Source organism: Bradyrhizobium forestalis (assembly GCF_002795245.1).
Lineage (GTDB): Bacteria > Pseudomonadota > Alphaproteobacteria > Rhizobiales > Xanthobacteraceae > Bradyrhizobium > Bradyrhizobium forestalis.
Window position 1 is genome coordinate 165159 of sequence record NZ_PGVG01000010.1, and the last position, 25774, is coordinate 190932.

The 25774-nt window shown below is 64.2% G+C and carries 24 protein-coding genes; all 24 read left to right on the top strand.

Translation table 11 applies throughout. The features are described 5' to 3' along the window. Nucleotides 1-45: 45 nt before the first annotated feature. The 24 genes from CVM73_RS14900 to CVM73_RS15015 all read left to right on the top strand — a co-directional run bounded on the left by CVM73_RS14900 (nt 46) and on the right by CVM73_RS15015 (nt 25742). The gene (locus CVM73_RS14900) at nt 46-2307 is read left to right on the top strand and encodes a TonB-dependent siderophore receptor (RefSeq protein WP_167406836.1); all 2262 of its coding nucleotides are present in this window, start codon (nt 46-48) and stop codon (nt 2305-2307) included. A gap of 743 nt (nt 2308-3050) precedes the next feature. Next, the gene (locus CVM73_RS14905; RefSeq protein WP_008136158.1) at nt 3051-3416 is read left to right on the top strand and encodes an NADH-quinone oxidoreductase subunit A; all 366 of its coding nucleotides are present in this window, start codon (nt 3051-3053) and stop codon (nt 3414-3416) included. Beyond that, entirely contained in the window at nt 3407-3997 is a 591-nt protein-coding gene (locus CVM73_RS14910; protein ID WP_167406837.1) for a NuoB/complex I 20 kDa subunit family protein, read from the top strand. The genes CVM73_RS14905 and CVM73_RS14910 overlap by 10 nt, the downstream gene beginning before the upstream one ends. An 11-nt stretch (nt 3998-4008) precedes the next feature. Continuing rightward, nucleotides 4009-4620, top strand: coding sequence for an NADH-quinone oxidoreductase subunit C (locus tag CVM73_RS14915; RefSeq protein WP_100232709.1), 612 nt, complete (start codon nt 4009-4011; stop codon nt 4618-4620). A 2-nt stretch (nt 4621-4622) separates the two neighbouring features. Then, entirely contained in the window at nt 4623-5819 is a 1197-nt protein-coding gene (locus CVM73_RS14920) for an NADH-quinone oxidoreductase subunit D (RefSeq protein WP_100232710.1), read from the top strand. Then, a complete protein-coding gene (locus CVM73_RS14925; RefSeq protein WP_167406838.1) occupies nt 5819-6781 on the top strand; it encodes an FkbM family methyltransferase in 963 nt (320 codons plus the stop codon). The genes CVM73_RS14920 and CVM73_RS14925 overlap by 1 nt, the downstream gene beginning before the upstream one ends. A 12-nt stretch (nt 6782-6793) precedes the next feature. Next, on the top strand, nt 6794-7405 hold the full coding sequence (gene nuoE, locus CVM73_RS14930; RefSeq protein WP_100232712.1) for an NADH-quinone oxidoreductase subunit NuoE: 612 nt from the start codon (nt 6794-6796) through the stop codon (nt 7403-7405). Next, entirely contained in the window at nt 7405-7611 is a 207-nt protein-coding gene (locus CVM73_RS14935) for a hypothetical protein (RefSeq protein WP_100232713.1), read from the top strand. Before nuoE ends, CVM73_RS14935 begins: the two co-directional genes overlap by 1 nt. A gap of 15 nt (nt 7612-7626) precedes the next feature. Next, on the top strand, nt 7627-8952 hold the full coding sequence (nuoF, locus tag CVM73_RS14940; RefSeq protein WP_100232714.1) for an NADH-quinone oxidoreductase subunit NuoF: 1326 nt from the start codon (nt 7627-7629) through the stop codon (nt 8950-8952). Between the two features lie 5 nt (nt 8953-8957). Then, nucleotides 8958-11033 carry an NADH-quinone oxidoreductase subunit NuoG gene (nuoG, locus tag CVM73_RS14945; RefSeq protein WP_100232715.1) on the top strand — a complete coding sequence of 692 codons (2076 nt, stop codon included), beginning with the start codon at nt 8958-8960 and terminating at the stop codon, nt 11031-11033. Between the two features lie 10 nt (nt 11034-11043). Continuing rightward, nucleotides 11044-12111, top strand: a complete 1068-nt coding sequence (gene nuoH, locus CVM73_RS14950; protein WP_100232716.1) for an NADH-quinone oxidoreductase subunit NuoH — start codon at nt 11044-11046, stop codon at nt 12109-12111. Between the two features lie 8 nt (nt 12112-12119). After that, complete coding sequence (gene nuoI / locus CVM73_RS14955; protein WP_430641298.1) at nt 12120-12614, top strand: NADH-quinone oxidoreductase subunit NuoI; 495 nt, start codon at nt 12120-12122, stop codon at nt 12612-12614. Nucleotides 12615-12748: 134 nt separating this feature from the next. Further along, the gene (locus tag CVM73_RS14960) at nt 12749-13387 is read left to right on the top strand and encodes an NADH-quinone oxidoreductase subunit J (RefSeq protein WP_100232717.1); all 639 of its coding nucleotides are present in this window, start codon (nt 12749-12751) and stop codon (nt 13385-13387) included. Continuing rightward, a complete protein-coding gene (gene nuoK, locus CVM73_RS14965) occupies nt 13384-13692 on the top strand; it encodes an NADH-quinone oxidoreductase subunit NuoK (RefSeq protein ID WP_008547737.1) in 309 nt (102 codons plus the stop codon). Before CVM73_RS14960 ends, nuoK begins: the two co-directional genes overlap by 4 nt. Before the next feature lie 7 nt (nt 13693-13699). Continuing rightward, the gene (gene nuoL / locus CVM73_RS14970; RefSeq protein ID WP_100232718.1) at nt 13700-15793 is read left to right on the top strand and encodes an NADH-quinone oxidoreductase subunit L; all 2094 of its coding nucleotides are present in this window, start codon (nt 13700-13702) and stop codon (nt 15791-15793) included. Beyond that, complete coding sequence (locus CVM73_RS14975; protein WP_100232719.1) at nt 15794-17299, top strand: NADH-quinone oxidoreductase subunit M; 1506 nt, start codon at nt 15794-15796, stop codon at nt 17297-17299. Between the two features lie 22 nt (nt 17300-17321). Then, nucleotides 17322-18758: an NADH-quinone oxidoreductase subunit NuoN gene (gene nuoN / locus CVM73_RS14980; RefSeq protein WP_100232720.1), complete on the top strand. Its 1437-nt coding sequence runs from the start codon at nt 17322-17324 to the stop codon at nt 18756-18758. 1 nt (nt 18759) lies between these two features. After that, nucleotides 18760-19566, top strand: coding sequence for a biotin--[acetyl-CoA-carboxylase] ligase (locus CVM73_RS14985; protein ID WP_100232721.1), 807 nt, complete (start codon nt 18760-18762; stop codon nt 19564-19566). Then, nucleotides 19566-21236: a ribonuclease J gene (locus tag CVM73_RS14990; protein WP_100232722.1), complete on the top strand. Its 1671-nt coding sequence runs from the start codon at nt 19566-19568 to the stop codon at nt 21234-21236. The genes CVM73_RS14985 and CVM73_RS14990 overlap by 1 nt, the downstream gene beginning before the upstream one ends. Nucleotides 21237-21248: 12 nt before the next feature. Beyond that, nucleotides 21249-21653, top strand: coding sequence for a methylmalonyl-CoA epimerase (mce, locus tag CVM73_RS14995; RefSeq protein ID WP_100232723.1), 405 nt, complete (start codon nt 21249-21251; stop codon nt 21651-21653). Nucleotides 21654-21662: 9 nt separating this feature from the next. Further along, nucleotides 21663-21938, top strand: coding sequence for a DUF1467 family protein (locus tag CVM73_RS15000; protein WP_100232724.1), 276 nt, complete (start codon nt 21663-21665; stop codon nt 21936-21938). Nucleotides 21939-22042: 104 nt separating this feature from the next. Then, complete coding sequence (locus CVM73_RS15005; RefSeq protein WP_100232725.1) at nt 22043-22390, top strand: hypothetical protein; 348 nt, start codon at nt 22043-22045, stop codon at nt 22388-22390. A gap of 90 nt (nt 22391-22480) precedes the next feature. Next, a complete protein-coding gene (gene mtnK / locus CVM73_RS15010; RefSeq protein ID WP_100232726.1) occupies nt 22481-23773 on the top strand; it encodes an S-methyl-5-thioribose kinase in 1293 nt (430 codons plus the stop codon). Nucleotides 23774-24152: 379 nt separating this feature from the next. Then, a complete protein-coding gene (locus tag CVM73_RS15015; RefSeq protein ID WP_100232727.1) occupies nt 24153-25742 on the top strand; it encodes an ABC transporter substrate-binding protein in 1590 nt (529 codons plus the stop codon). Nucleotides 25743-25774: the final 32 nt, after the last annotated feature.

The window sequence follows — 25774 nt, forward strand, 5'->3', positions numbered from 1 at the left end:
GCATCGAACATGCAGCTTTGGGGTGGCGCGTTGAACAGTCTTGGAATGCTGCGGTCGGCCGTGTTGGCGACCGCATCCGCTTGGGTCTTGATGCCGCAGGCATCGCTCGCACAATCATCGGCGCAAGGTGGTGCGCAGAACATTCCGTCGGTGACGGTCACGGCGCCGGAAGCACGGAGGCGCCCTGCTGCGACCCCACAGCGCCGTGCGACGCGGTCATCGGTGCAGACCGCCGACCGAAACAAGCCGCAGCCGCGACGCGAGGTCGGCTTCGTCGAGACACCGCGCGGTCCGGTGAACGGTTACGTCGCCGGCCGCAGCTCGTCCGGCACCAAGACCAACACGCCGATCATGGAAACACCGCAATCGGTGTCCGTCATCGGCGCCGAGCAGATCCGCGACCAGAAGCCGAACAAGCTCGATGAGGTCCTGCGCTACACCGCCGGCGTGCGGGCAGGGACCTTCGGCGCGGACACCCGCAACGACTGGTGGCTGATCCGCGGCTTCAAGTCCGACGACATCGGACTGTTCCTCGACGGCATGCAGCTGTTCTACACGTCCTATGCGAGCTGGAAGCTCCAGACGCCCAACATGGAGCGCGTCGAGGTGCTGCGCGGTCCCTCGGCGGTGCTCTATGGCGGATCGAGCCCGAGCGGCATCGTCAACGTCATCAGCAAGATGCCGCCGGCCGAGCCGATCCGCTACATCGAGACCGGCGTCAACAATTTCGGCAACGCCTATATCGGGTTTGACTTCGGCGGGCCGGTCGCAACCCAGCCCCAGGACGGCAAGCTGTTCTACCGCGTCGTCGGCCAGGTCCAGAATGGCCCCACGCAGGTCAATTTTACGCCCGACAACAACTACTTCATCGCGCCGTCATTCACCTGGAGGCCGGATGCCGACACGACGTTCACGGTGTTGGCCTCGGCCTCGAAGCAGGACACCCGCGGCATCAACTTCCTGCCTTACCAGGGCACGGTGACCAGCGCGCCGTTCGGCAAGATTCCGACCAGCTTCTTCGTCGGCGATCCCAGCGTCGATAAGTTCACGCGCGAGCAGGAGATGCTCGGCTACCAGTTTGAGCGCCACCTCACTGACGACCTCACGTTCCGGCAGAACGCGCGCTTTGCCCATGTCGACGTGACCTATCGCGGCTATGTCGGCAACGGTTGGGCCGACGTCAACACGGCCACGCTCAATCGCTACAATTGGTATGCGAAGGACACCGCCAACCAGGCCAATCTCGACAACCAGCTCGAGTATCGCTTCGACACAGGCCCGGTCAGGCACACGATGCTGTTTGGGGTCGACCTGAGAGGGTATCAGATTGACGACTACCAGCTGTTCGAAGTCGGTGCCATTCCTTCGATCAACGTATTCAATCCGGCCTACGGCTTGGGCGATATTCCGTTCGCGGCGCCCCAGTTCCAGCGCAATTTCCGCATCACGCAGAAGCAGGCCGGCACCTATGTCCAGGACCAGATGAAGCTCGGCAACTTCACGCTGGTGCTGAGCGGTCGCAACGATTGGGTCGAGACGACGCAGGCCGCCCGTGACACCGGCGCGACCGTCGCGAGCCGCGATGACAGCAGGTTCAGCGGCCGAGCCGGGTTGATCTATAATTTCGACAACGGCATCGCACCTTACGTCTCTTACGCAACCAGCTACAATCCGATCATCGGCATCAATGCTGCAACGAACCGCCTGTTCCTGCCGGAGACCGGCCAGCAGGCCGAGATCGGCGTAAAGGTCGCGCCGAAGGGATTTGACGGCTACTTCACCGCCTCGGTCTTTGACCTGAAACGTCAAAACGTGGCCACGACCGATCCGGTCATCACCACGCTGCAGAACCAGACCGGCGAGGTGACCTCGCGCGGCATCGAGCTCGAAGCGGTGGCCAATGCCACGAAGGAGCTGAAGTTCATCGGCGCCTTCACGGCCTATCATCTCTTCACCAGCAAGGATCTCAATCCGGCGTTGGTCGGCAAGACGCCGACCAACACGCCCGAGATGCTGGTGTCGGGCTGGGCGGACTACACCTTCAAGGATGGACCGCTGGCAGGGTTCGGCTTCGGCGGCGGCGTGCGCTATATCGGCTCGTCCTGGGCCGACCAGGCCAACACCCTCGAAGTTCCCGCGGTCGTGCTCGGCGATCTCGCGCTCCATTACGAATGGCAGAACTGGCGCACGGCCCTGAACGTGATCAACCTGACCGACAAGATCTATGTCGCGAGCTGTGCGTCAGCCACGTCCTGCTTCTACGGCGACCGCCGGCGCGTCACCGCCAGCGTCTCCTACAAATGGTGAGAACGGGCGAGGGCAGGGCTGTCGCGGCAGGCTCAGGGACTTGCTCTGGGACCAACTGATCGTGATGGTCGTTCGGTTCCGGCCTGGACGACCGCTGATCTGCCGTCACGATGAGCTCACGGGCTATGCCCCCCGGCCCGAAGCTCATCCGAGCGTGGCGCGAGCGACCAGCCAGCAAGTCGCCGCCGCCGCGCTCGCGGCCGGTTGGAGCTGACCGCCGACGCATTCGCCGGACGAGCCCCGGCCCCATCGTGGCGCATGGCTCTGTGATCGTTCGCGGCTGTGGATAGGTGTGCTTTGTTGCACCTGTCCTGATCGCGGTGGCGCCCTCAATGGCTCCTTGGCTGAACTGCTCTGGGACCCCTGGCAAAAGGACCCTCGGCAAAATATGTCACGGGGGCGGCGGCAGGGAGCCTGCGCCGGTCGTTGCCGGGGCTGGACGCTCGGCGGCACCAGAAAAACCGTACATTTTGCTCGGCCAAGGCGCGGCCGATTGCTGCCTTGGCCCTGTGCCGCAATCTCAGAACTGCTGGCCTGCGAAACTGTGACTGCCCTTGCTGGGTCGGGCGATCTGCTTCATACCAGCCGCGGGGTGATTCCGGGATTTTCACCGCTCTGGGCGCGGCAAAGGGCCTGAAAAGAGCGTGTCTTGCGCCCATTGGTGCACTGCGCTAAGGCTCAGAATAATTCCAAATCGGACGAATCCGTGGCTGTCCCGAGGCTGCGGGAAAAAGGGCTCGTCAATGAGCGGTATTCTGCAGAACTATCTTCCACTCGTGGTCTTTATAGGGGTAGCGGGCCTCATCGGTCTGGTGCTGCTGATCGCGCCGTTCATCGTGGCGTTCCAGCAGCCGGACCCGGAAAAGCTGTCGGCCTATGAGTGCGGTTTCAACGCCTTCGACGACGCCCGCATGAAGTTCGACGTCCGCTTCTATCTGGTCGCCATCCTCTTCATCATCTTCGACCTCGAGGTGGCGTTCCTGTTTCCCTGGGCGGTGGCGTTCGGCAAGCTTGGCGCGACCGGCTTCTGGTCCATGGTGGTGTTCCTCGCCGTGCTGACGGTCGGGTTCGCCTATGAATGGAAGAAAGGGGCACTGGAATGGGATTGAATCCTCCTACTCAGTCCTTGGCTCCGGTCGTCGCACCGGCCGCGAAGGGCATTCTGGATCCATCGACCGGCAAGCCGGTCGGGGCCAATGATCCGTTCTTCCTCGAGGTCAATTCCGAGCTGTCCGACAAGGGCTTCTTCGTGGCCGCGACCGACGATCTCATCACCTGGGCGCGCACCGGCTCCTTGATGTGGATGACCTTCGGTCTCGCCTGCTGCGCGGTCGAGATGATGCAGGTGTCAATGCCGCGCTACGACGTCGAGCGCTTCGGCTTCGCCCCGCGTGCCTCGCCGCGCCAGTCCGACGTGATGATCGTCGCGGGAACCCTGACCAACAAGATGGCGCCGGCGCTGCGCAAGGTCTACGACCAGATGCCCGAGCCGCGCTACGTCATCTCGATGGGTTCCTGCGCCAATGGCGGCGGCTACTATCACTATTCCTACTCGGTCGTGCGCGGCTGCGACCGCATCGTGCCGATCGACATCTACGTGCCGGGCTGCCCGCCCACGGCGGAAGCGCTGCTCTACGGCGTGCTGCTGCTGCAGAAGAAGATCCGGCGCACCGGCACCATCGAACGCTAAGGTTTTACGTCATGGACGACGCCAAGCTCGACGCACTGGGGCAGACGATCGTTAGCGCGCTTCCGGGCGCCGCGACCGGTCACTCGGTGGCCTTCAACCAGCTCACCGTGGATGTCGAGGCCGCCAAGATCGTCGAGGTGGTCAAGTACCTCCGCGATGATCCGAGTTGCCGTTTCGTCAACATCACCGACATCACGGCGGTGGACTACCCGGATCGCGAGAAGCGTTTCGACGTGATCTACCACTTCCTGTCCCCGACGCTGAACGCGCGGATCCGGCTCAAGGCGCAGGCCGACGAGACCACGCAGGTGCCGTCGCTGATCGATGTCTTCCCTGGCGCCGACTGGTTCGAGCGCGAAGCCTACGACCTCTACGGCGTGTTCTTCGTCGGTCATCCCGACATGCGCCGCATCCTCACCGATTACGGCTTCGAAGGCCATCCGCTGCGCAAGGATTTCCCGCTGACCGGCTTCGTCGAGGTCCGCTACGACGACCAGGAGAAGCGGGTGGGGTACGAGCCTGTCCGGCTCAACCAGGAATTCCGCAAGTTCGATTTCCTCTCGCCGTGGGAAGGGGCGGACTATCCGCTGCCGGGGGATGAAAAGGCGGGGCCGAAGAGCTGATCATGAACGAGCAACCGCAGAATCTCCGTAACTTCACCATCAACTTCGGACCGCAGCATCCGGCGGCGCACGGCGTGCTGCGTCTCGTGCTGGAGCTGGACGGCGAGGTCGTCGAGCGCGTCGACCCGCATATCGGCCTGCTTCACCGCGGCACCGAAAAGCTGATCGAGCAGAAGACCTATCTCCAGGCGATCCCGTACTTCGACCGGCTCGACTACGTCGCGCCGATGAACCAGGAGCACGCCTTCTGCCTCGCCGCCGAAAGGCTGCTCGGCATCGAGGTGCCGCGCCGCGGCCAGCTGATCCGCGTGCTCTATTGCGAGATCGGCCGCATCCTCTCGCACCTGCTCAACGTCACCACGCAGGCGATGGATGTCGGCGCGCTCACCCCGCCGTTGTGGGGCTTCGAAGAGCGCGAGAAGCTGATGGTGTTCTACGAGCGCGCCTCGGGCAGCCGCATGCACGCAGCCTTCTTCCGCGTCGGCGGCGTGCATCAGGACCTGCCGCAGAAGCTGATCGACGACATCGAGGCCTGGTGCGATCCGTTCCTCAAGGTGGTGGACGACCTCGACCGGCTGCTCACCGCCAACCGCATCTTCAAGCAGCGCAACGTCGACATCGGCGTGGTGCCGCTGAAGGAAGCCTGGGAATGGGGTTTCTCGGGCGTGATGGTGCGCGGCTCGGGCGCGGCCTGGGACCTGCGCAAGTCGCAGCCCTATGAGTGCTACGCCGAGATGGATTTCGACATTCCGATCGGCAAGAACGGCGACTGCTACGACCGCTATCTGATCCGCATGGAAGAGATGCGCCAGTCCGTGCGCATCATGAAGCAGTGCATCCAGAAGCTGAACGCGCCTGACGGCAAGGGCCCCGTTGTCGTCGCCGACAACAAGGTCGCGCCGCCGCGCCGCGGCGAGATGAAGCGCTCGATGGAAGCGCTGATCCATCACTTCAAGCTCTACACCGAAGGCGTCCACGTGCCGCCCGGCGAAATCTACGCCGCGGTCGAGGCGCCCAAGGGCGAGTTCGGCGTCTATCTCGTCTCCGACGGTACCAACAAGCCCTACAAGTGCAAGATCCGCGCGCCGGGCTTCGCCCATCTCCAGGCGATGGATCACATCTGCCGCGGCCATCTGCTCGCCGACGTCTCGGCGATCCTCGGCTCGCTCGACATCGTGTTCGGAGAGGTCGATCGGTGATGGCGCAGGCGCCAATCCAGTTTGACCGCGCCTCGGGGGCCCTTGAAGGGGCCAACCTGTGGGAGCGGACGGCTGCCTTGGCGCTGGTGACGGGATCGAAGATCTCCTCGCACTTCTCGCACATGGGCTACATCGCCTGCGCGAACCTGCTGCGGAAGACGCTGCCGGAGCGCAACATTGCGATCAGGCTCAATCCCGACGCCGTGTTCGAATTCCCCTATGGGGACGGCTATTGGAGCAAGCTGCTCAACCGTTCCTACAATTACGAGGACGAGCTCGAGCTGCTGTTCGCCGACTCCATCGACGTCGACTACACGCTGCTCGATTGCGGTGCCAATTACGGCTACTGGTCGGTGCTGGTGTCGAGCAAGCCGTTCGGTTCGCACAAGGCGATCGCGATCGAGCCGTCGGGCCAGAACTACCCGAAGCTCGCCAACAACGCCCGCGTCAACGGCAACCGCTTCGAGACCATGAAATGCGCCATCGGCGCGGCCCGCGGCACCGCGCGGCTGTCGGGCACCAAGCATGAGGCCTTCAGCATCGCCGGCGATCCGTCGGCGGGTGGCGAAGAGGTGCCGGTCATTGCGCTCGACAATCTGATCGATGACGGCAAGGTCGCGGCCACCGGCAAGTACCTGATCAAGCTCGACGTCGAGGGCGTCGAGATCGAGGCGATCAAGGGCGGCGTCCGGCTGCTGCAGGCCGACAGCGTTATCATGTGCGAGGAGCACGGCAGCGACCGCTCGCATGCGGTGTCGCGCTTCATCCTCGAACAGACCCCGCTGAAGCTGATCGTGTTCGATCCGCGCAGCAACCGGATGGAGACCGTGACCGAGCTGTCGATCCTCGACCGCATCAAGGTCTCGACCCACGTCGGCTACAACGTTTTCGGCACCGCAAGCGTGTTCTGGCAGGACAGGATTGAAGCCCTTAACGCCAAGTCCGCGCGCCGCATGCAGTGAGAGATTGAAGAGATGTCCGTTCGCCGATTAGCACCGAAGGAAGTCCAGCCCGCGAGCTTTGCGTTCACGGAGGAGAACCTCGCATTCGCCAGGCAGCAGATCGCGAAATATCCGGCCGGGCGTCAGGCCTCAGCCGTCATCGCGATCCTCTGGCGTGCGCAGGAGCAGCACGACGGCTGGGTGTCGGAAGCCGCGATCCGCGTCATCGCCGACATGCTCGACATGCCCTATATCCGCGTGCTGGAAGTTGCGACCTTCTACACGATGTTCCAGCTCGCCCCCGTCGGCAAGAAGGCCCATGTCCAGGTCTGCGGCACCACGCCGTGCCGCCTGCGCGGCGCCGAGGATCTGATCCACGTCTGCGAGCACCGCATCCATCACGAGCCCTTCCATCTGTCCAAGGACGGCAATTTCAGCTGGGAAGAGGTGGAGTGCCTGGGCGCTTGCGTGAACGCGCCGATGGTGCTGATCGGCAAGGACACCTATGAGGACCTGACCAAGGAGAGCTTCGGCAAGGTGCTCGACGGCTTCGCTTCGGGCAATCCGCCCAAGCCCGGCCCACAGAATGGCCGCCAGTTCTCGGCGCCGATCACCGGACCGACCACGCTGAAGGAGAGCACCTGATGCGTGATCTCTCGCAGCCTTCCGTGCAGGGGATCGGTGCCATGAAGAAGTGGGGCTTCATCGCGTTGCATGCCGCCGTCGCGGCCGCTTTCATCTTCCTGCTGCAGCGTTTCAGCCTGAACGCGTCGCTGGAATCCAGTCTGCTCTGGGCGCTGACCTTCGCCGTCTGCGCCGCCGGACTTGCCTACAAGCAGTCCAATCGTTGATCGGAAAGCACTGATATGCTCGAGGACAAGGACCGCATCTTCAAGAACCTCTACGGCCTCCACGATTGGGGGCTCGCGGGTGCGCGGCGCCGCGGCGCCTGGGATGGCACCAAGAACATCATCGACAAGGGCCGCGACTGGATCATCAACGAGATGAAGGCGTCGGGTCTGCGCGGCCGTGGCGGCGCCGGCTTCCCGACCGGTCTGAAATGGTCCTTCATGCCGAAGGAATCGACCGACGGCCGGCCGAGCTATCTCGTCGTCAACGCCGACGAGTCCGAGCCCGGCACCTGCAAGGACCGCGAGATCATGCGGCACGATCCGCATCTCCTGGTCGAGGGCTGCCTGATCGCGAGCTTCGCGATGAACGCGCATGCCTGCTACATCTATGTCCGCGGCGAGTTCATCCGCGAGCGCGAGCGCCTTCAGGCCGCGATCGACCAGGCCTATGAAGCCAAGCTGATCGGCAAGGACAACGTCAACGGCTGGCCGTTCGACCTCTACGTCGCCCACGGCGCCGGCGCCTATATCTGCGGCGAGGAGACCGCGCTGCTCGAAAGCCTCGAAGGCAAGAAGGGTCAGCCGCGCCTGAAGCCGCCGTTCCCGGCCAATGTGGGCCTGTTCGGCTGCCCGACCACCGTGAATAACGTCGAGTCGATCGCCGTTGCGCCGGACATTCTGCGTCGCGGCGCCGCGTGGTTCGCCGGCATCGGCCGTCCGAACAATGTCGGCACGAAGCTGTTCTGCATCTCCGGCCATGTCGAGCGGCCCTGCAACGTCGAAGAGGCCATGGGCATCCCGTTCCGTGAGCTGATCGACAAGCATTGCGGCGGCATCCGCGGTGGCTGGGACAACCTCAAGGCTGTGATCCCCGGTGGCTCGTCGGTGCGCATGGTGCCGGCCGAGCAGATCATCGACACGCCGATGGATTTCGACTCTTTGAGCAAGCTGCGCTCGGGCCTCGGCACCGCGGCCGTGATCGTGATGGACAAGTCGACCGATTTGATCCGCGCCATCGCCCGCATCTCCTACTTCTACAAGCACGAGAGCTGCGGCCAGTGCACGCCGTGCCGCGAAGGCACCGGCTGGATGTGGCGGGTTCTGACCCGCATGGCCGAAGGCCGCGCCCACAAGCGCGAGATCGACATGCTGCTGGAAGTCACAAAGCAGGTCGAAGGCCACACCATCTGCGCGCTCGGCGACGCGGCGGCCTGGCCGATCCAGGGCCTGATCACGCACTTCCGTCACGAGATCGAAGCGCGCATCGACCAGTATTCGCACAGGGCCGACATCGACGATATCGGCGTCCGCGATCCCGTGAACATGGTCGCGGCGGAGTAAGAGACATGACCAAGCTCATCATCGACGGCAAAGAGATCGATGTCCCCGCCGAATACACGCTGCTTCAGGCGTGCGAGGCGGCCGGCGCCGAGATTCCGCGCTTCTGCTATCACGAGCGGCTGTCGATCGCCGGCAATTGCCGGATGTGCCTCGTCGAGGTGAAGGGCGGCCCGAAGCCGGTCGCGAGCTGCGCCTGGGGTGTGCGCGACTGCCGTCCGGGCCCCAAGGGCGAGCCGCCGGAGATCTCCACGCGTTCGCCGATGGTGAAGAAGGCGCGCGAAGGCGTGATGGAGTTCCTTCTGATCAACCATCCGCTGGACTGCCCGATCTGCGACCAGGGCGGCGAGTGCGACCTGCAGGATCAGGCGATGGGCTATGGTGTCGACACCAGCCGCTTCGCCGAGAACAAGCGCGCGGTCGAGGACAAATATCTCGGCGCGCTGGTCAAGACCTCGATGAACCGCTGCATCCAATGCACGCGCTGCGTCCGCTTCTCGGCGGAAGTCGCCGGCGCACCCGAGATGGGCGCGACCGGTCGCGGCGAGGACATGGAGATCACGACCTATCTCGAGCATGCGCTGACGTCGGAACTGCAGGGCAATCTCGTCGACATCTGCCCGGTCGGCGCGCTGACCTCGAAGCCCTATGCCTTCGCCGCGCGCCCGTGGGAGCTCGGCAAGACCCAGTCGATCGACGTCATGGACGGCCTGGGATCGGCGATCCGCGTCGACACCCGCGGCCGTGAGGTGATGCGGATCCTGCCGCGCATCAACGAAGCCGTGAACGAGGAATGGATCTCCGACAAGACCCGTCACATCGTCGACGGCTTGCGCACCCAGCGCCTCGACCGGCCCTATATCCGCGAAGCCGGCAAGCTGCGCGCGGCAAGCTGGACCGAGGCCTTCGCCGCGATCGCCGCCAAGGCGGCCCGCACCGACGGCAAGCGCATCGGCGCGATCGCCGGCGACCTCGCAGGCGTCGAGGAGATGTTTGCGCTGAAGGACCTCTTGGCCAAATATGGCTCGACCAATCTGGCGGTGCAGGGCGGCGACGCCTTCGATCCCGCGCTCGGCCGCGGCTCCTACATCTTCAATCCGACGCTTGCAGGTGTCGAGCAGGCCGATGCGCTGCTCATCATCGGCGCCAATCCGCGAAAAGAGGCGGCCGTGTTCAACGCCCGCATCCGCAAGCGCTGGCGTGCCGGCGGCTTCAAGGTCGGCGTGATCGGCGCCAAGGCCGACCTGACCTATGATTACGACCATCTTGGCGCAGGCACCGGGACGCTCAGTGAGCTCGCGGCCGGCAAGCACTCCTTCATGGATGTGCTTAAGAACGCCAAGCATCCGATCATCCTGGTCGGCGCCGGTGCGGCCGCCCGTCACGACGGCGCCGCCATCCTGGCCGCTAGCGCCAAGCTCGCGCTCGATGTCGGCGCGGTCAAGGACGGCTGGAACGGCTTTGGCGTGCTGCACGAGACTGCCTCGCGCGTCGGTGCGCTCGATATCGGCTTCTCCGCGACCGGGGGTGGGCTGAACGTCGCGCAGATGACGACCTTCGGCACGCTGGACTTGCTGTTCCTGCTCGGGGCCGACGAGATCAAGGCGCCGGATGGCACCTTCGTCGTCTATATCGGCACCCATGGCGATCGCGGCGCGCACCGTGCCGACGTGATCCTGCCGGCCGCCGCTTACACCGAGAAGTCCGCGATCTACGTCAACACCGAAGGCCGGGTGCAGATGACCGGCCGCGCCGCGTTCCCGCCGGGCGAAGCCCGCGAGGACTGGGCGATCATCCGCGCGCTGTCGGAAGCGCTCGGCAAGAAGCTCGGCTACGACTCGCTTTCGGCGCTGCGCCAGGCGATCTTCAAGGCCGTGCCGCATCTGATCCGTCTCGGCCAGATCGAGGCCGGCTCCGCCGACCAGATCAAGAAGCTTGCAGGGAAGGGCGGTTCGCCGGAAAAGGCGCCGTTCAAGCCCCTGGTCGAGGACTTCTACCTGACCAACCCAATCGCGCGTGCGTCCGCCGTGATGGCGGAATGTTCGCGCCTCGCCTCCGGGCATATGCTGACCGCAGCGGAGTGAGCGTGATCTGATGGAATTCTTCGAAAGCGCATTCTGGACCGGCTTCCTCTGGCCGCTGATCATCATGGTCGCGCAGAGCGTCTTGGTGCTCGTCGTCCTCCTGGTCGCGATCGCCTATATCCTGCTCGCCGACCGCAAGATCTGGGCGGCGGTGCAGATCCGCCGCGGCCCGAACGTGGTCGGGCCCTGGGGCTTGCTGCAGTCCTTCGCTGACCTCCTGAAGTTCGTGCTGAAGGAGCCGATCATTCCGGCGGGCGCCAACAAGGGCGTGTTCCTGCTGGCGCCGCTGGTGTCGTGCGTGCTCGCGCTCGCGGCCTGGGCGGTGATCCCGACCAATCTCGGCTGGGTGATCTCCGACATCAATGTCGGCGTCCTCTTCATCTTCGCGATCTCGTCGCTCTCGATCTACGGCATCATCATGGCCGGCTGGTCGTCGAACTCGAAGTACCCGTTCCTGGCCGCGCTGCGCTCGGCGGCGCAGATGGTGTCCTACGAGGTCTCGATCGGCTTCGTCATCATCACGGTGCTGCTCTGCGCCGGCACGCTGAACCTCACGGCCGTGGTCGAGGCCCAGCATGCGCGCGGTCTTGCCAGCCTGATCGGGCTGCCGCAGCTCACCATTCTGAACTGGTACGTCTGGCCGCTGTTCCCGATGTTCGTGGTGTTCTACGTCTCGGCGCTGGCGGAAACCAACCGTCCGCCGTTCGATCTCGTGGAGGCCGAATCCGAGCTCGTGGCCGGCTTCATGGTCGAATACGGCTCGACGCCGTACCTCTTGTTCATGCTCGGCGAGTATGTCGCGATCGTCACGATGTGCGCGTTGGCGACCATCCTGTTCCTCGGAGGCTGGCTGCCGCCGGTCGATCTGCCGCCCTTCAACTGGGTGCCGGGGATCATCTGGTTCTCGCTGAAGCTGTTCTTCATGTTCTTCCTGTTCGCGATGGCGAAGGCGATCGTGCCGCGCTACCGCTACGACCAACTGATGCGCCTCGGCTGGAAGGTGTTCCTGCCGCTGTCGCTGGTGATGGTGGTCGTGGTGGCCGGCGTGCTGCATTTCGCCGGCATCGCGCCGAAGTGAGGGCCGTCATGGGTATCAACGTCAACGCCACTGCACGCTCGCTTCTGCTGTCGGAATTCGTCTCGGCGTTCTTCCTCGCCATGCGCTATTTCTTCCAGCCGAAGCCGACCATCAACTATCCGTTCGAGAAGAACCCGATCTCGCCGCGGTTCCGCGGCGAGCACGCGCTGCGCCGCTATCCGAACGGCGAAGAGCGCTGCATCGCCTGCAAGCTGTGCGAGGCGGTCTGCCCGGCGCAGGCCATCACCATCGAGGCCGGCCCGCGCCGCAATGACGGCACCCGCCGCACCGTGCGCTACGACATCGACATGGTGAAGTGCATCTATTGCGGCCTCTGCCAGGAGGCCTGTCCGGTCGACGCCATCGTCGAAGGCCCGAACTTCGAGTTCGCGACCGAGACCCGCGAGGAGCTCTATTATGACAAGGCCAAGCTGCTCGCCAACGGCGATCGCTGGGAACGCGAGATCGCGAAAGCGATCGAGCTCGACGCGCCGTACCGGTGAGGTGAGGGCATGATCCTTCCCGTCATCCTCTCGTCATTCCGGGGCGCGCGAAGCGCGAACCCGGAATCTCGCGCCATCATCTCCAGATTCCGGGTTCGCGCTGGCGCGCGCCCCGGAATGACGGGAGTTTCTCGATGATCCTTCCCGCGCTGTTCTTCTATCTCTTCGCCGGCGTCTGCGTCGCCGCGGCCGTGATGGTGATTGTCTCGCGCAATCCCGTGCACTCCGTGCTGTATTTGATCCTGGCCTTCGTCAACGCCTCCGGCCTGTTCGTGCTGATGGGCGCCGAGTTCCTCGGCATGATGCTGATCGTCGTCTATGTCGGCGCGGTCGCGGTGCTGTTCCTGTTCGTGATCATGATGCTCGACGTCGACTTCCTCGAGCTGCGCGAGGGCTTCATCGAGTATCTGCCGGTCGGCCTCGTGATCGGCGGCATCTTCCTGTTCGAGCTGCTGCTCACGGTCGGCTTCTGGGTCATCAACCCCGGCGTCTCCAAGACGATCACGGCGGCGATCCCCACGAATGTCTCGAACACCGAGGCGCTCGGTCTCGTGCTCTATACGAAGTACATCCACTACTTCCAGCTTGCGGGCATGGTGCTGCTGGTTGCGATGATCGGTGCGATCGTGCTGACGCTGCGGCATAAGGCGAAGGTCAAGCGGCAGGACATCAACGTTCAGAACGCACGCACGCCCGACATGGCGATGGCGATGCGCAAGGTCGTGTCGGGGCAGGGGCTCTCGGACGCCGATGCTGCGGAGTGGGTGAAATGACGATCGGGCTCGGACATTATCTGGCGGTCGGCGCGATCCTGTTCACGCTCGGGATCCTCGGCATCTTCCTGAACCGCAAGAACATCATCGTCATCCTGATGTCGATCGAGCTGATCCTGCTCTCGGTCAACATCAACCTCGTGGCGTTCTCGACCTTCCTCGGCGACATCGTCGGCCAGGTCTTCGCGCTGCTGGTGCTGACGGTTGCGGCTGCGGAAGCCGCGATCGGTCTCGCCATCCTGGTGGTCTATTTCCGCAACCGCGGCTCGATCGCGGTTGAGGACGTCAATCTGATGAAGGGTTAACCCGGCTATGGTTCAGGCAATCGTCTTTCTGCCTCTGCTGGGCGCAATTCTCGCCGGCCTGATCTCGCTGGTCGGCGCGCATGGGCGCAACCCCTCAGGCGACACCGTCGAGCATCACGACGAAGCGCACGGTAATGGTGCGAATAACGGTCATGTCTCCGCTGCCTCCATCAAGGAGGAGGGGAGCGTCATTCACGAGACCCATGACGAGCCGGGCCATCACGACCACGAGCCGGCGGCGGCTGGCTCGCGCGGCGCCGAGCTGATCACCACGGGGTTCTTGTTCGTCTCGGCGGCGCTGTCCTGGATGACGCTGGTCGATGTCGGCTTCATGCACCATGACGCCCGCATCCAGCTGCTGCCTTTCATCTTCTCCGGCGATCTCCAGGTCTGGTGGACGCTGCGCGTCGACACGCTCACCGCCGTGATGCTGGTGGTGGTGACGACCGTGTCCTCGCTCGTGCACCTCTATTCCATCGGCTACATGGACGAGGACCCGAACCGGCCGCGCTTCTTCGGCTATCTCTCGCTGTTCACCTTCGCCATGCTGATGCTGGTGACGGCTGACAACCTCGTGCAGCTGTTCTTCGGCTGGGAAGGCGTGGGTCTCGCCAGCTATCTGCTGATCGGCTTCTGGTACCAGAGGCCCTCGGCGAACGCGGCCGCGATCAAGGCCTTCGTGGTCAACCGCGTCGGCGATTTCGGCTTCGCGCTCGGCATCTTCGCGATCTTCATGCTGGTCGGCTCGACCGATTTCGAGACCATCTTCCATGCCGCCCCTGGCCTTACCGGCAAGACCATCAACTTCCTCGGCTGGCACGCCGACGCGCTGACCCTGACCTGTCTCCTCCTGTTCATGGGCGCGATGGGCAAGTCGGCGCAATTCCTGCTGCACACCTGGTTGCCGGACGCGATGGAAGGCCCGACCCCGGTCTCGGCGCTGATCCATGCCGCGACCATGGTCACCGCCGGCGTCTTCATGGTGGCGCGGCTGTCGCCGCTGTTCGAGCTCGCTCCGACCGCGCAGGCTGTCGTGATGTTCTTCGGCGCCACCACGGCGTTCTTCGCCGCGACCATCGGCCTGGTCCAGAACGACATCAAGCGCATCGTCGCCTACTCGACCTGTTCGCAGCTCGGCTACATGTTCGTGGCGATGGGAGCAGGGGCCTATTCGGTCGGCATGTTCCACCTGTTCACGCACGCCTTCTTCAAGGCGCTGCTGTTCTTAGGCTCCGGCTCGGTGATCTACGCGATGCACCACGAGCAGGACATCCGCAACATGGGGGGCCTCTGGAAGAAGATCCCCTACACCTATGCGGTGATGGTGGTCGGCACGCTGGCGCTGACGGGCTTCCCGCTCACCGCCGGCTATTTCTCCAAGGACGCGATCATCGAGTCCGCCTACGCCGCGCACAATCCGTTCGCGATGTACGGCTTCCTGATGACGGTCGTCGCCGCCGGCCTGACCTCGTTCTACTCCTGGCGCCTGATCTTCAAGACCTTCCACGGCGAGCCGCATGACGAGCATCACTACGAGGCCGCGCATGAGGCTCCGATCTGGATGCTGATCCCGATCGGCGCCCTCGCGGTCGGCTCGATCCTGGCCGGTTTCCCGTTCAAGGAGCTGTTCGCCGGTCACGGCATCGAGGAGTTCTTCCGCGAGTCCGTGAAGATGAACCCGCACATCATCGAGGAGATGCACCACATCCCCGCGACCATTGCTTTCCTGCCGACGGTGATGATGGTGGTGGGCTTCCTGGTCTCGTACCTGTTCTATATCCAGCGGCCTTACATCCCGGTCCAACTCGCCAAAGAGCAGCCGATGCTGTACCAGTTCCTGCTCAACAAATGGTATTTCGACGAGCTCTACGACATCATCTTCGTCCGTCCGGCGAAGTGGATCGGCTATCAGCTCTGGAAGAAGGGTGATGGCTTTATCATCGACGGCCTCGGCCCCGACGGCGTCTCCGCCCGCGTGCTGGACGTCACCCGCAATGTCGTGAAGATCCAGACCGGCTATCTCTATCACTACGCATTTGCCATGCTGATCGGCGCGGCCGGCCTGATCACCTGGTTCATGTTCGGCTTTGGAGGCCAGTAAATGACAACCTGGCCCATTCTTTCGGTCACGACGTTCCTGCCGGTGGTCGGCGCGCTGATCGTCTATCTCAGCCGCGGCGATGACGAGGCGGCGAGGCGCAATTCGCGCTGGATCGCGCTCTGGACCACGCTGATCACCTTCGCGGTGTCGGTGATCCTGGTCATGCGCTTCGATCCCGCAAACCCCGACTTCCAATTCGTCGAGAAGGCGAACTGGCTCGCCACCGGCATCACCTATCATATGGGCGTCGACGGCATTTCGCTGCCCTTCGTGATCCTGACCACCGCCCTGATGCCGTTTTGCATCATCGCGAGCTGGAAGGTCACGAGCCGGGTCCGCGAATACATGATGGCCTTCCTGATCCTGGAAACGCTGATGGTCGGCACCTTCTCCGCGCTCGACCTCGTGCTGTTCTACCTGTTCTTCGAGGGCGGCCTGATCCCGATGTTCCTGATCATCGGTGTCTGGGGCGGCCCGCGCCGGGTCTACGCGTCCTTCAAGTTCTTCCTCTACACGCTGCTCGGCTCGGTCTTGATGCTGCTCGCCATCATGGCGCTGTACTGGAACGGCAACACCACCGACATCCCGACCCTGATGCACACCGCCGTGCCGCGGTCGCTTCAGACCTGGGCCTGGCTCGCCTTCTTCGCCTCCTTCGCGGTGAAGATGCCGATGTGGCCGGTGCACACTTGGCTCCCCGACGCGCATGTCGAGGCGCCGACCGCGGGCTCCGTGGTCCTCGCCGCGATCCTGCTGAAGATGGGCGGCTACGGCTTCCTGCGCTTCTCGCTGCCGATGTTCCCGCTGGCCTCGCACGACTTCGCGCCGCTGATCTTCACGCTCTCGGCCATCGCCATCATCTACACCTCGCTGGTGGCCCTGATGCAGGAGGACATGAAGAAGCTGATCGCGTACTCGTCGGTCGCGCATATGGGCTTCGTCACCATGGGCATCTTCGCCGGCACCATGCAGGGCGTCGCCGGCGGCGTGTTCCAGATGATCTCGCACGGCATCGTCTCCGGCGCGCTGTTCCTTTGCGTCGGCATCGTCTACGACCGCCTGCACACCCGCGAGATCGCGGCCTATGGCGGCCTCGTCAACCGGATGCCGCTCTACGCGATGACCTTCATGGTCTTCACCATGGCCAATGTCGGTCTGCCCGGCACGAGCGGCTTCGTCGGCGAGTTCATGACGCTGCTCGGCACCTTCAAGGTCTCGATCCCGACCGCGTTCTTCGCCAGCTTCGGCGTGATCCTGTCGGCTGCTTACGCGCTGTGGCTCTACCGCAAGGTCGTGTTCGGGGCGCTGGTCAAGCCGTCGCTGATGAGCATGAAGGATCTCACCTTGCGCGAATGCGTGATATTGTTCCCGATGATCGCGCTGACGATCCTGTTCGGCGTCTATCCGAAGCCGGTGCTCGACATGTCGGCCGCCTCGGTCCAGCAACTCGTCAACAATTACAACACCGCTGTGACGGCCGTGAAGGCCGCCGCACTGCTCCAGTGATCGGGCAGGTCAGGATATCGCCATGAGCTTTTCGACTGCAGGTTATCAACTGGCGCCGGTGCTGCCCGAGCTCGTGCTCGCGGTCGGCGCCATGGCGCTTCTGATGCTGGGAGCCTATCGCGGGCAGGGGACGACCAGGACGGTCACCTCGCTGTCAGTGGTGCTGCTGATCGTGGTCGGCGCGCTCGTCTACATGCAGCCCGCGGGCAAGCAGGTCACCTTCGGCGGCAGCTTCATCGTCGACGACTTCGCCCGCTTCATGAAGATCCTGGCCCTGATCGGCTCGGCCGTGACGCTGATCCTGTCGACCGAGTTCCTGTCCGACCCGTCGCGCCGCATCTTCGAATACTCGATCCTGGTGCTGCTCTCGACGCTCGGCATGATGGTGCTGATCTCGGCCGGTGACCTGATCTCGCTCTATCTCGGCCTCGAATTGATGTCGCTGGCGCTCTACGTCGTGGCAGCATCGAACCGCGACAACGCCAAGTCGACCGAAGCCGGCCTGAAGTATTTCGTGCTCGGCGCGCTGTCCTCGGGCATGCTGCTGTACGGTGCCTCGCTGATCTACGGCTTCACCGGCACGGTCAGCTTCACCGGCATCGCCTCGGCCGTAACGGTCGCGAATATCGGCCTCGTGTTCGGCTTGGTCTTCCTGCTCGCCGGCCTCTGTTTCAAGATCTCGGTGGTGCCGTTCCACATGTGGACGCCGGACGTGTATGAAGGCGCCCCGACCCCGGTCACCGCCTTCTTCGCCTCGGCGCCGAAGGTGGCAGCGCTTGCCGTCTTCACCCGCGTCACGCTGACGGCATTCCCGGGCATCGTCTCGCAGTGGCAGCAGATCCTGGTGTTCGTGGCGATCGCCTCGATGGCGCTCGGCGCATTCGCCGCAATCGGCCAGAGCAACATCAAGCGCCTGATGGCTTATTCCTCGATCGGCCACATGGGCTTCGCCCTGGTCGGCCTCGCCTCGGGCACGGTCGAGGGCGCGCAGGGCGTGTTGCTGTACATCGTGATCTACGTCGCGATGACGCTCGGCTCCTTCTCGATCATCCTCGCGATGAAGCGCAACGGCCAGGCCGTGGAGCAGATCAGCGATTTCGCAGGTCTGTCGCGGACCAATCCGCTGCTCGCCTTCATGTTCGCGATGCTGCTGTTCTCGCTTGCCGGCATTCCGCCGCTCGCGGGCTTCTTCGCCAAATGGTACGTCTTCGTCGCTGCCATCAAGGCGAACCTGTTCACGCTCGCCGTCATCGGCGTGCTGACCAGCGTGGTGGGCGCCTATTACTACCTCGCCATCGTCAAGACGATGTACTTTGACGAGCCGGCCGGCCAGATCGACCCCGTGCGCATCGAGGTGCGGACGGTGCTGGCGGTCGCGGGCGTGTTCAACATCCTGTTTGCGCTGTTCGCAGGTCCCGTGGTGAGCGTCGCCTCCGCCGCGGCAAAATCGCTGTTCTAGGATGGCTTTCGCGCTCGGTCCTCGCGCACTGTCGGCGGGCTACAAGCTCGCCGCGTTCGAACGGACCGGCTCGACCAATACCGAGGCGATCGAGCACGCCCGCGCCGGCGAGCGCGGCCCGATGTGGTTCGTGACGTCGGAGCAGACCGCCGGCCGCGGCCGGCGCCAGCGTGCCTGGATCGCCCCGAAGGGCAATCTCGCCGCCAGCGTCCTCGAGGTCCTGGACATCGCGCCTGCGGTTGCCGCCACCATCGGGTTTGCGGCAGGGCTGGCGGAGGAGGCCGCCCTCGAGAAGGTCAGCCTCGAGGCCGCGCTGCGGCTCGGTCCTGACCGTCCCCGATACGCCTTGAAATGGCCGAACGACGTCCTCGCCAACGGCAAGAAGCTGGTCGGCATCGGCCTGGAGGCGGAGGCTGTCGGCGACCGTCTTGCCATCGTCGTCGGCATCGGCACCAACGTCGTCGCCGCGCCCGAGGGCACGCCGACGCCCGCGGTGTCGCTGACCGCCCTCGGCGTCCAGATCAGCGCGGAGGAGCTGTTCTCGGCGCTCTCGGATGCCTGGGTCGAGTTCCGCGGCATCTGGGACAATGGCCGCGGCTTTGCCGAGATCCGCAAGCTCTGGCTGGAGCGCGCCGCCGGCCTCGGCGAGAAGGTGGCGATCCACACGGGAACCATGACGCTGGAAGGCATTTTTGACACCATCGACGAGACCGGCTGCCTGATCGTCCGCACCGCCGAGGGCCGCCTTGTGCCGGTGGCCGCGGGCGAGGTGTTCTTCGGCCCCGTCGCCTCCGTGGGAGCTGCGTGATGGCAAGGCCCGACGAACTGGTGTTTGCGCCGCTCGGCGGCGTCGGCGAGATCGGCATGAACCTGTCGATCTACGGCCTCGGCAACCGCCACCAGCGTGCCTGGCTCGCCGTCGATCTCGGCGTCTCCTTCGGCGACGAGGAGCATTTGCCGGGCATCGACCTGATCATGCCCGACATCAGCTTCCTGGAGAAGGAGCGCAAGAACCTGATGGGCCTCGTGCTGACGCACGCCCATGAGGACCATTTCGGCGCGATCATCGATCTCTGGCCGAAGCTGAAATGCCCGATCTACGCCACCAAGTTCAGCGCCGCGCTGTTCGAGGCCAAATGCGCCGCCGAGCGCAATGCGCCGGAGATCCCGGTGACGGTGGTACCGTCAGGCGGGCGCGTCGATATCGGCCCGTTCAACGTCGAGTTCATTCCCGTCGCGCATTCGATTCCGGAGGCACACGCGCTGGCGATCCACACCGAAGCCGGCATCGTGCTGCACACCGGCGACTGGAAGATCGACCCGACCCCGACGCTGGGAGCCCCGACCGACGAGAAGCGGCTGCGCGAATTGGGCGAGCAGGGCGTGCTCGCCCTGATCGGCGATTCCACCAATGCCGTGCGCGACGGCCGCTCGCCCTCGGAGGCTGAGGTCGCCAAAACCATCATCGACCTCGTGAAGGCGGCCAAGGGCCGCGTCGCGGTCACGACCTTCGCCTCCAACGTCGCCCGCGTGAAAGCGGTGGCTGATGCCGCCAAAGCCGCGGACCGCGAGGTCGTCGTGGTCGGCCGCGCCATGGAGCGAGTGGTGCAGGTCGCGCGCGAGACCGGCTATCTCGACGGCGTGCAGAATTTCCGTTCTCCCGAGGTCTATGGCCATCTGCCGCAGGACAAGGTGCTGGCGCTGTGCACCGGCAGCCAGGGCGAGCCGCGCGCGGCGCTGGCGCGCATCGCCAATGACGACCACCCCGAGATCACGCTGAACCGCGGCGACAGCGTCATCTTCTCCTCGCGCACCATTCCCGGCAACGAGAAGGCGGTCGGCTCGATCATCAACAATCTGGTGCTCCAGGGCGTCGAAATCATCACCGACCGCGACGCGCTGGTCCACGTCTCCGGCCATCCGCGCCGCGACGAGCTGCGCGAGCTGATCTCCTGGGTGAAGCCGCAGCTCCTGATCCCGGTCCACGGCGAGGCCCTGCATCTGCACGAGCACGCAAAGCTCGCCCGCGCCGCCGGCGTGCCGCGCGTGCTGGTCTGCCGCAACGGCGATCTCGTCAAGCTCGGCCCCGGCGATCCCGGCATCGTCGGCGAGGTGCCGTCGGGCCGGCTCTACAAGGACGGCACGATCCTGGAGGACTCCAAGTCCCGCGCGGTCGTGGAGCGGCGCCGCATGGGCTTTTCCGGCTGCGCCTTCGTCGCCATCGCCATGACCGGGCAGGGTGAGCTGGCCGACGATCCCGAGGTCGATCTGGTCGGCATCCCCGAGAAGAACAGGGCCGGCGAGCTCTTCGACGACATCGTCTTCGATGTCGTGATGTCCACCATCGAAGGCCTGCCGAGGGCGCGCCGCCGCGATCCGGACGCTCTGGCCGAGTCGGTGCGACGCGCCGTCCGGGCTGTGATCAACGAACATTGGGGCAAAAAGCCCCCCTGTCTGGTACATGTACTGACAGTCTAACGGGAGAGAACCATGCTGGGTCGCCTCAACCACGTCGCGATCGCAACCAAGGACGCGGTCAAGGCCGCGAAGATTTATGGCGCGGCATTCGGCGCCCAGATCTCCGAGGCCGTGCCGCTGCCGGAGCACGGCGTCATCACCGTGTTCGCGACCCTGCCCAACACCAAGATCGAGTTCATCGAGCCGCTCGGCGAGGCCTCGCCGATCGCAAAATTCATCGAGCGCAATCCCGATGGCGGCATCCACCATGTCTGCTACGAGGTCGTCGATATCATCGCCTCGCGCGATACGCTGGTGAGGGAGGGCGCGCGGGTGCTCGGTGACGGCGTGCCGAAGATCGGCGCTCATGGCAAGCCGGTGCTGTTCCTGCACCCGAAGGATTTTTCCGGGGCGCTGGTCGAAATCGCACAGGCGTAAGGCCGCCCCATGGCCATCCAGATCTCGACCGCGCTTGCGATCTACTTCGTCATCTGGTGGATCGCGCTGTTCCTGACGCTGCCGTTCGGCGTGCGCAGCCAGCACGAGGACGGCGTCGGCGCCCCCGGCACCGACCCCGGCGCGCCGATCCTGACGCGGATGGGCCGCAAGCTGATCTGGACCACGATCATCTCGGCGGTGATCTACGGCCTCGGTGTCGCGGCCTATCATGCCGGCTATCTCTCGATCGAGCGCCTGTCCAAATTGATGGGCATGCCGTTCTAGCTGCACCTCTCCCTTCGGGAGAGGTGTAGTGCCACGACGACACACCTTGCCTGGTCTCATCACTCGCCTAGAATTTTGCGCTTGTTTCATTGTTTGGGGGACACATGACTTTTCAACGTATCGTCATTGCGCTTCTGGTGCTGATCGTCGCCGGTCTTGGGGCCATCGGCTATGTCGAATGGAAGATGGCCGTGCAGGTGCGCACCCTGAAGGCGTTCGTCGAGGGCTATGTCTTCAACGAGGCCGTGCTGGCCTGCGAGCAGGCCAAGAGCTCGACGCCATTCAAATGGAACGGCGGCAAGAGCACCTCGGTGATCGGCCTGAACTCGGTCAAAACAGACAAATACACCGTCAGCGCCAGCTACACGCTGGTGGCGGACCTCGTTTATTGTGATTACGATCCCATCAAAAGAAAGGCCGAGATCGGCTCGAGCTTCCTGGAGCGGGAGTAACGATCCGGCCTACACAGGAGCATGATCCGGAAAAGTGTGAAGCGGTTTTCCGAGAAGATCATGCTCAAATAGGAATGGGATGGGATCGTCATGACCGGGGACCGGGCAGGGGACTATCGGATTCTGCATGAGGCGGCCTTGCGGGATTATCTCGCGGGCCTTCCGGACCTGAAGGTGCGGCTTGGCGGCGATCCCGCATCCTGGGCGATCACCGAGGTCGGCGACGGCAACCTCAATCTCGTCTTCATCGTCAAGGGCGCGCGCGGCGGCATCGCGGTGAAGCAGGCACTGCCTTACGTTCGCCTCGTCGGCGAGAGCTGGCCCTTGCCGCTGTCGCGGGCCCACTACGAATATCTCGCGCTATCCCGCCAGGCCCAGCTCGCGCCCGGCCTCGTGCCGGCCGTGCTGCATCACAACGAAGCCTTGGCGCTGACGGTGATGGAGCTGCTCGAGCCGCACATCATCATGCGCAAGGGTCTGGTTGCAGGGACGCAATATCCCGGGTTTGCCGGCGACATCACCACCTTCATGGCGCGCACCCTGTTCTCCACCTCCGACCTCGCACTCTCGGCCGCGGAGAAGAAGGAGGGCATCGCCGCCTTCGCCGGCAACCACGCGCTCTGCAAGATCACCGAGGACCTGATCTTCACCGATCCCTACCGCATCGCCGAACAGAACCGCTGGACCGCGCCGTATCTCGATGGCCTCGCCGCGAGCTTGCGCGACGACATGGATCTGCACGTCGCCGTCTCCCGGCTGAAGCTGAAATTCATGGCAAGTCCGGAGGCGCTACTCCATGGCGACCTCCACACCGGCTCGATCATGGTGACGGCGAGCCAGACGCGGGTGATCGATCCGGAGTTCGCATTCTACGGCCCGATGGGATTCGACGTCGGCGCAGTGCTGGCCAATCTGCTGATGGCCTATTTCGCCTCCGCCGGCCACGAGCACGCGCCGGGCGAACGGGCGGCATTCGAAGCCTGGGTGCTGGAGATGGTCGAGAAGGTCTGGAACGAGTTCGCCCGAAAATTCCTGGAGCTCTGGCGCGCGCAAGGCACCGGCGATGCCTATCCGGTCTCGCTCTTCGCCGGCGAGAGGGGCGCCGCGCGCCTGGAGGCCGAGCGGCAGGCCTATATGCAGCGCCTGTTCACGGACACGGTCGGTTTCGCCGCCGCCAAGACCATCCGCCGCATCTTCGGCCTCGCCCACAACATCGACTTCGAGCTGATCGAGGATGCGAAGAAGCGCGCGATCAGCGAGGCGCGTGCGGTGCGGTTGGCCAGGGCAATGATGGTGGAGACGGCGGCATTTTCAGCCATTGCCGACGTCACCAGTGCAGCGCGAAAATTGCGTAACTGGCAGCCGGAGTTCGCGGCGAACTAGGGCGTACGACGTAGAGTGGGGCGGTCGTGGGGCAGGGCTATCGCATATGACTCGTGGCGGCGGCCTGCGCGCACGCCTCGTCCTTCGAGACGGCGCTTACGCGCCTCCTCAAGATGAGGCTAATCGTCGTCAGTGCCCGTTGAGACTGCTGCCGCGCACTCCGTCCTTATCCTGAGGAGCCCGCCTGAAGCGGGCGTCTCGAAGGATGGCCGCAGGGATGAGTTCTCAAATGCAGTAGCCCTGGGCCTTGGGGAGCATCCTCTCCCTCCGGGAGAGGTGTAGCGGCCGGTTCGCACACGTCGCTCCATTTTGGCGCTTGCGTTCGGCATGCCGCGAGTGGTCAACTCGCTGATCAGAGCACGCTGCATTGGGGGAACACATGATGTTCAGGACAATCGCGATCGTTGCTGGTTTGGGACTGGCGCTCACCGCCACGGCGGAGGCCCAGACACCGCGCAAGGGCGGAACCATTCGGATGACGGCGCCCTACGGCTCGAGCTTCACCAGCCTCGACATTCACACCACGCAGCGCGCCCAGGACGAGATCTACGCCAAGGCCCTGCACCGGTCGCTCTACATCTGGAATTCGGCTGAAGGCAAGCCGGTCCTGGAGCTCGCGAAGGAGGATGTGGTCTCGGGCGGAGGTCTCGTTCACACCTTCAAGCTGCGCGATGACGCCTATTTTCACAATGGCCGCAAGATGACGGCCGACGACGTCGTCTGGTCCTACAACCGCATCATGGACGGCACCAAGGCCTATCCCGGCGCGCGTTACGTCCGCGTGATCGAGGGGGCGGCCGCAGTGGAGAAGGGCCAGGCCAAGGAAATCTCCGGCCTGAAGAAGATCGACGACTTCACCATCGAGATGAAGCTGACCGAGAAGGTCGATCCCGGCTTCTACTTCTTCACCGCGCTGACCTCGATCTATCCGGCCGACGAGGCCGCTAAGGAGAGCTTCATCCAAAAACCGATCGGTCTCGGGCCGTTCAAATTCGTCGAGCATGTGCCGGGCTCGCGCATCGTCCTGGAGCGATGGGACCGGTTCTACAAGCCCGGCAAGCCCTACGCCGACAAGGTCATCGTGTCGATCATGGCCGAGGCCGCCGCGCGCGACGTCGCCTTCCGCAACAAGGAGATCGACACCTCGGTGCTGGGACCCGCGCAATACGTCGCCTATCAGTCCGACGCCGCCCTCAAGGGCACCATCGTCGAGGTCGCCGAGGTCTTCACGCGCTACATGGGCATGAATCCCTCGTTCAAGCCGTTCGCCGACAAGCGCGTCAGGCAGGCCATCAACTACGCGATCGATACCGATTTGATCATCAACAAGCTGGTCAAGGGCAAGGCCTATCGCGCCACCAGCTGGCTGCCGCTGACCTCGCCCGCCTATGACAAGGCGATGAAGCCTTACCCCTACGATCCCGCCAAGGCCAAGCAGTTGCTCAGCGAGGCGGGCTATCCCAACGGCTTCGAGTTCGAATGGACCACCAGCCAGAACGAAAGCTGGGGCCTGCCGATCGTCACGGCCGTCATCCCGATGCTGGACAAGGTGGGCATCAAGGCGAAGGTCAAGCAGGTCGAGACCGCGGTGCTGGCGGAGGTGGTGCGCACCGGCGACTACCAGGCCTTCATCTATTCCCAGCAGAGCGGCCCGGATCCGCTGGCTGCTCTCAAATGCTTCCACTCGTCGACGCCACAACCGGCCTGCAACTACATGAACTACAAGAATGCCGACTTCGACAAGATCATCGATGAGGCAGGGCAGGTCGACGACCCCGCCAAGCGGACCCAGCTGCTGCAAAAGGCCAATGCGCTACTCGATGACGAAGCGCCGGTCTGGTTCTTCAACTACAACAAGGCGGTCATGGCGGTGCAGCCCTGGCTCAAGGGAGTTCAGTTGAACGCAACGGAGCTGACCCATCAGAACGTCGAAGACCTCTGGGTCGACGAGACCTCGCCCGCGAAGTGACAGGCGCGCTCCCTCCATTGTGGCAGACGATG

What these genes read in the sequence shown, in the direction of transcription:
- CVM73_RS14900 (WP_167406836.1), top strand. Translation starts at nt 46, where the DNA reads ATGCTGCGGTCGGCCGTGTTGGCGACCGCATCCGCTTGGGTCTTGATG.
- CVM73_RS14905 (WP_008136158.1), top strand. Translation starts at nt 3,051, where the DNA reads ATGAGCGGTATTCTGCAGAACTATCTTCCACTCGTGGTCTTTATAGGG.
- CVM73_RS14910 (WP_167406837.1), top strand. Translation starts at nt 3,407, where the DNA reads ATGGGATTGAATCCTCCTACTCAGTCCTTGGCTCCGGTCGTCGCACCG.
- CVM73_RS14915 (WP_100232709.1), top strand. Translation starts at nt 4,009, where the DNA reads ATGGACGACGCCAAGCTCGACGCACTGGGGCAGACGATCGTTAGCGCG.
- CVM73_RS14920 (WP_100232710.1), top strand. Translation starts at nt 4,623, where the DNA reads ATGAACGAGCAACCGCAGAATCTCCGTAACTTCACCATCAACTTCGGA.
- CVM73_RS14925 (WP_167406838.1), top strand. Translation starts at nt 5,819, where the DNA reads ATGGCGCAGGCGCCAATCCAGTTTGACCGCGCCTCGGGGGCCCTTGAA.
- nuoE (WP_100232712.1), top strand. Translation starts at nt 6,794, where the DNA reads ATGTCCGTTCGCCGATTAGCACCGAAGGAAGTCCAGCCCGCGAGCTTT.
- CVM73_RS14935 (WP_100232713.1), top strand. Translation starts at nt 7,405, where the DNA reads ATGCGTGATCTCTCGCAGCCTTCCGTGCAGGGGATCGGTGCCATGAAG.
- nuoF (WP_100232714.1), top strand. Translation starts at nt 7,627, where the DNA reads ATGCTCGAGGACAAGGACCGCATCTTCAAGAACCTCTACGGCCTCCAC.
- nuoG (WP_100232715.1), top strand. Translation starts at nt 8,958, where the DNA reads ATGACCAAGCTCATCATCGACGGCAAAGAGATCGATGTCCCCGCCGAA.
- nuoH (WP_100232716.1), top strand. Translation starts at nt 11,044, where the DNA reads ATGGAATTCTTCGAAAGCGCATTCTGGACCGGCTTCCTCTGGCCGCTG.
- nuoI (WP_430641298.1), top strand. Translation starts at nt 12,120, where the DNA reads ATGGGTATCAACGTCAACGCCACTGCACGCTCGCTTCTGCTGTCGGAA.
- CVM73_RS14960 (WP_100232717.1), top strand. Translation starts at nt 12,749, where the DNA reads ATGATCCTTCCCGCGCTGTTCTTCTATCTCTTCGCCGGCGTCTGCGTC.
- nuoK (WP_008547737.1), top strand. Translation starts at nt 13,384, where the DNA reads ATGACGATCGGGCTCGGACATTATCTGGCGGTCGGCGCGATCCTGTTC.
- nuoL (WP_100232718.1), top strand. Translation starts at nt 13,700, where the DNA reads ATGGTTCAGGCAATCGTCTTTCTGCCTCTGCTGGGCGCAATTCTCGCC.
- CVM73_RS14975 (WP_100232719.1), top strand. Translation starts at nt 15,794, where the DNA reads ATGACAACCTGGCCCATTCTTTCGGTCACGACGTTCCTGCCGGTGGTC.
- nuoN (WP_100232720.1), top strand. Translation starts at nt 17,322, where the DNA reads ATGAGCTTTTCGACTGCAGGTTATCAACTGGCGCCGGTGCTGCCCGAG.
- CVM73_RS14985 (WP_100232721.1), top strand. Translation starts at nt 18,760, where the DNA reads ATGGCTTTCGCGCTCGGTCCTCGCGCACTGTCGGCGGGCTACAAGCTC.
- CVM73_RS14990 (WP_100232722.1), top strand. Translation starts at nt 19,566, where the DNA reads ATGGCAAGGCCCGACGAACTGGTGTTTGCGCCGCTCGGCGGCGTCGGC.
- mce (WP_100232723.1), top strand. Translation starts at nt 21,249, where the DNA reads ATGCTGGGTCGCCTCAACCACGTCGCGATCGCAACCAAGGACGCGGTC.
- CVM73_RS15000 (WP_100232724.1), top strand. Translation starts at nt 21,663, where the DNA reads ATGGCCATCCAGATCTCGACCGCGCTTGCGATCTACTTCGTCATCTGG.
- CVM73_RS15005 (WP_100232725.1), top strand. Translation starts at nt 22,043, where the DNA reads ATGACTTTTCAACGTATCGTCATTGCGCTTCTGGTGCTGATCGTCGCC.
- mtnK (WP_100232726.1), top strand. Translation starts at nt 22,481, where the DNA reads ATGACCGGGGACCGGGCAGGGGACTATCGGATTCTGCATGAGGCGGCC.
- CVM73_RS15015 (WP_100232727.1), top strand. Translation starts at nt 24,153, where the DNA reads ATGATGTTCAGGACAATCGCGATCGTTGCTGGTTTGGGACTGGCGCTC.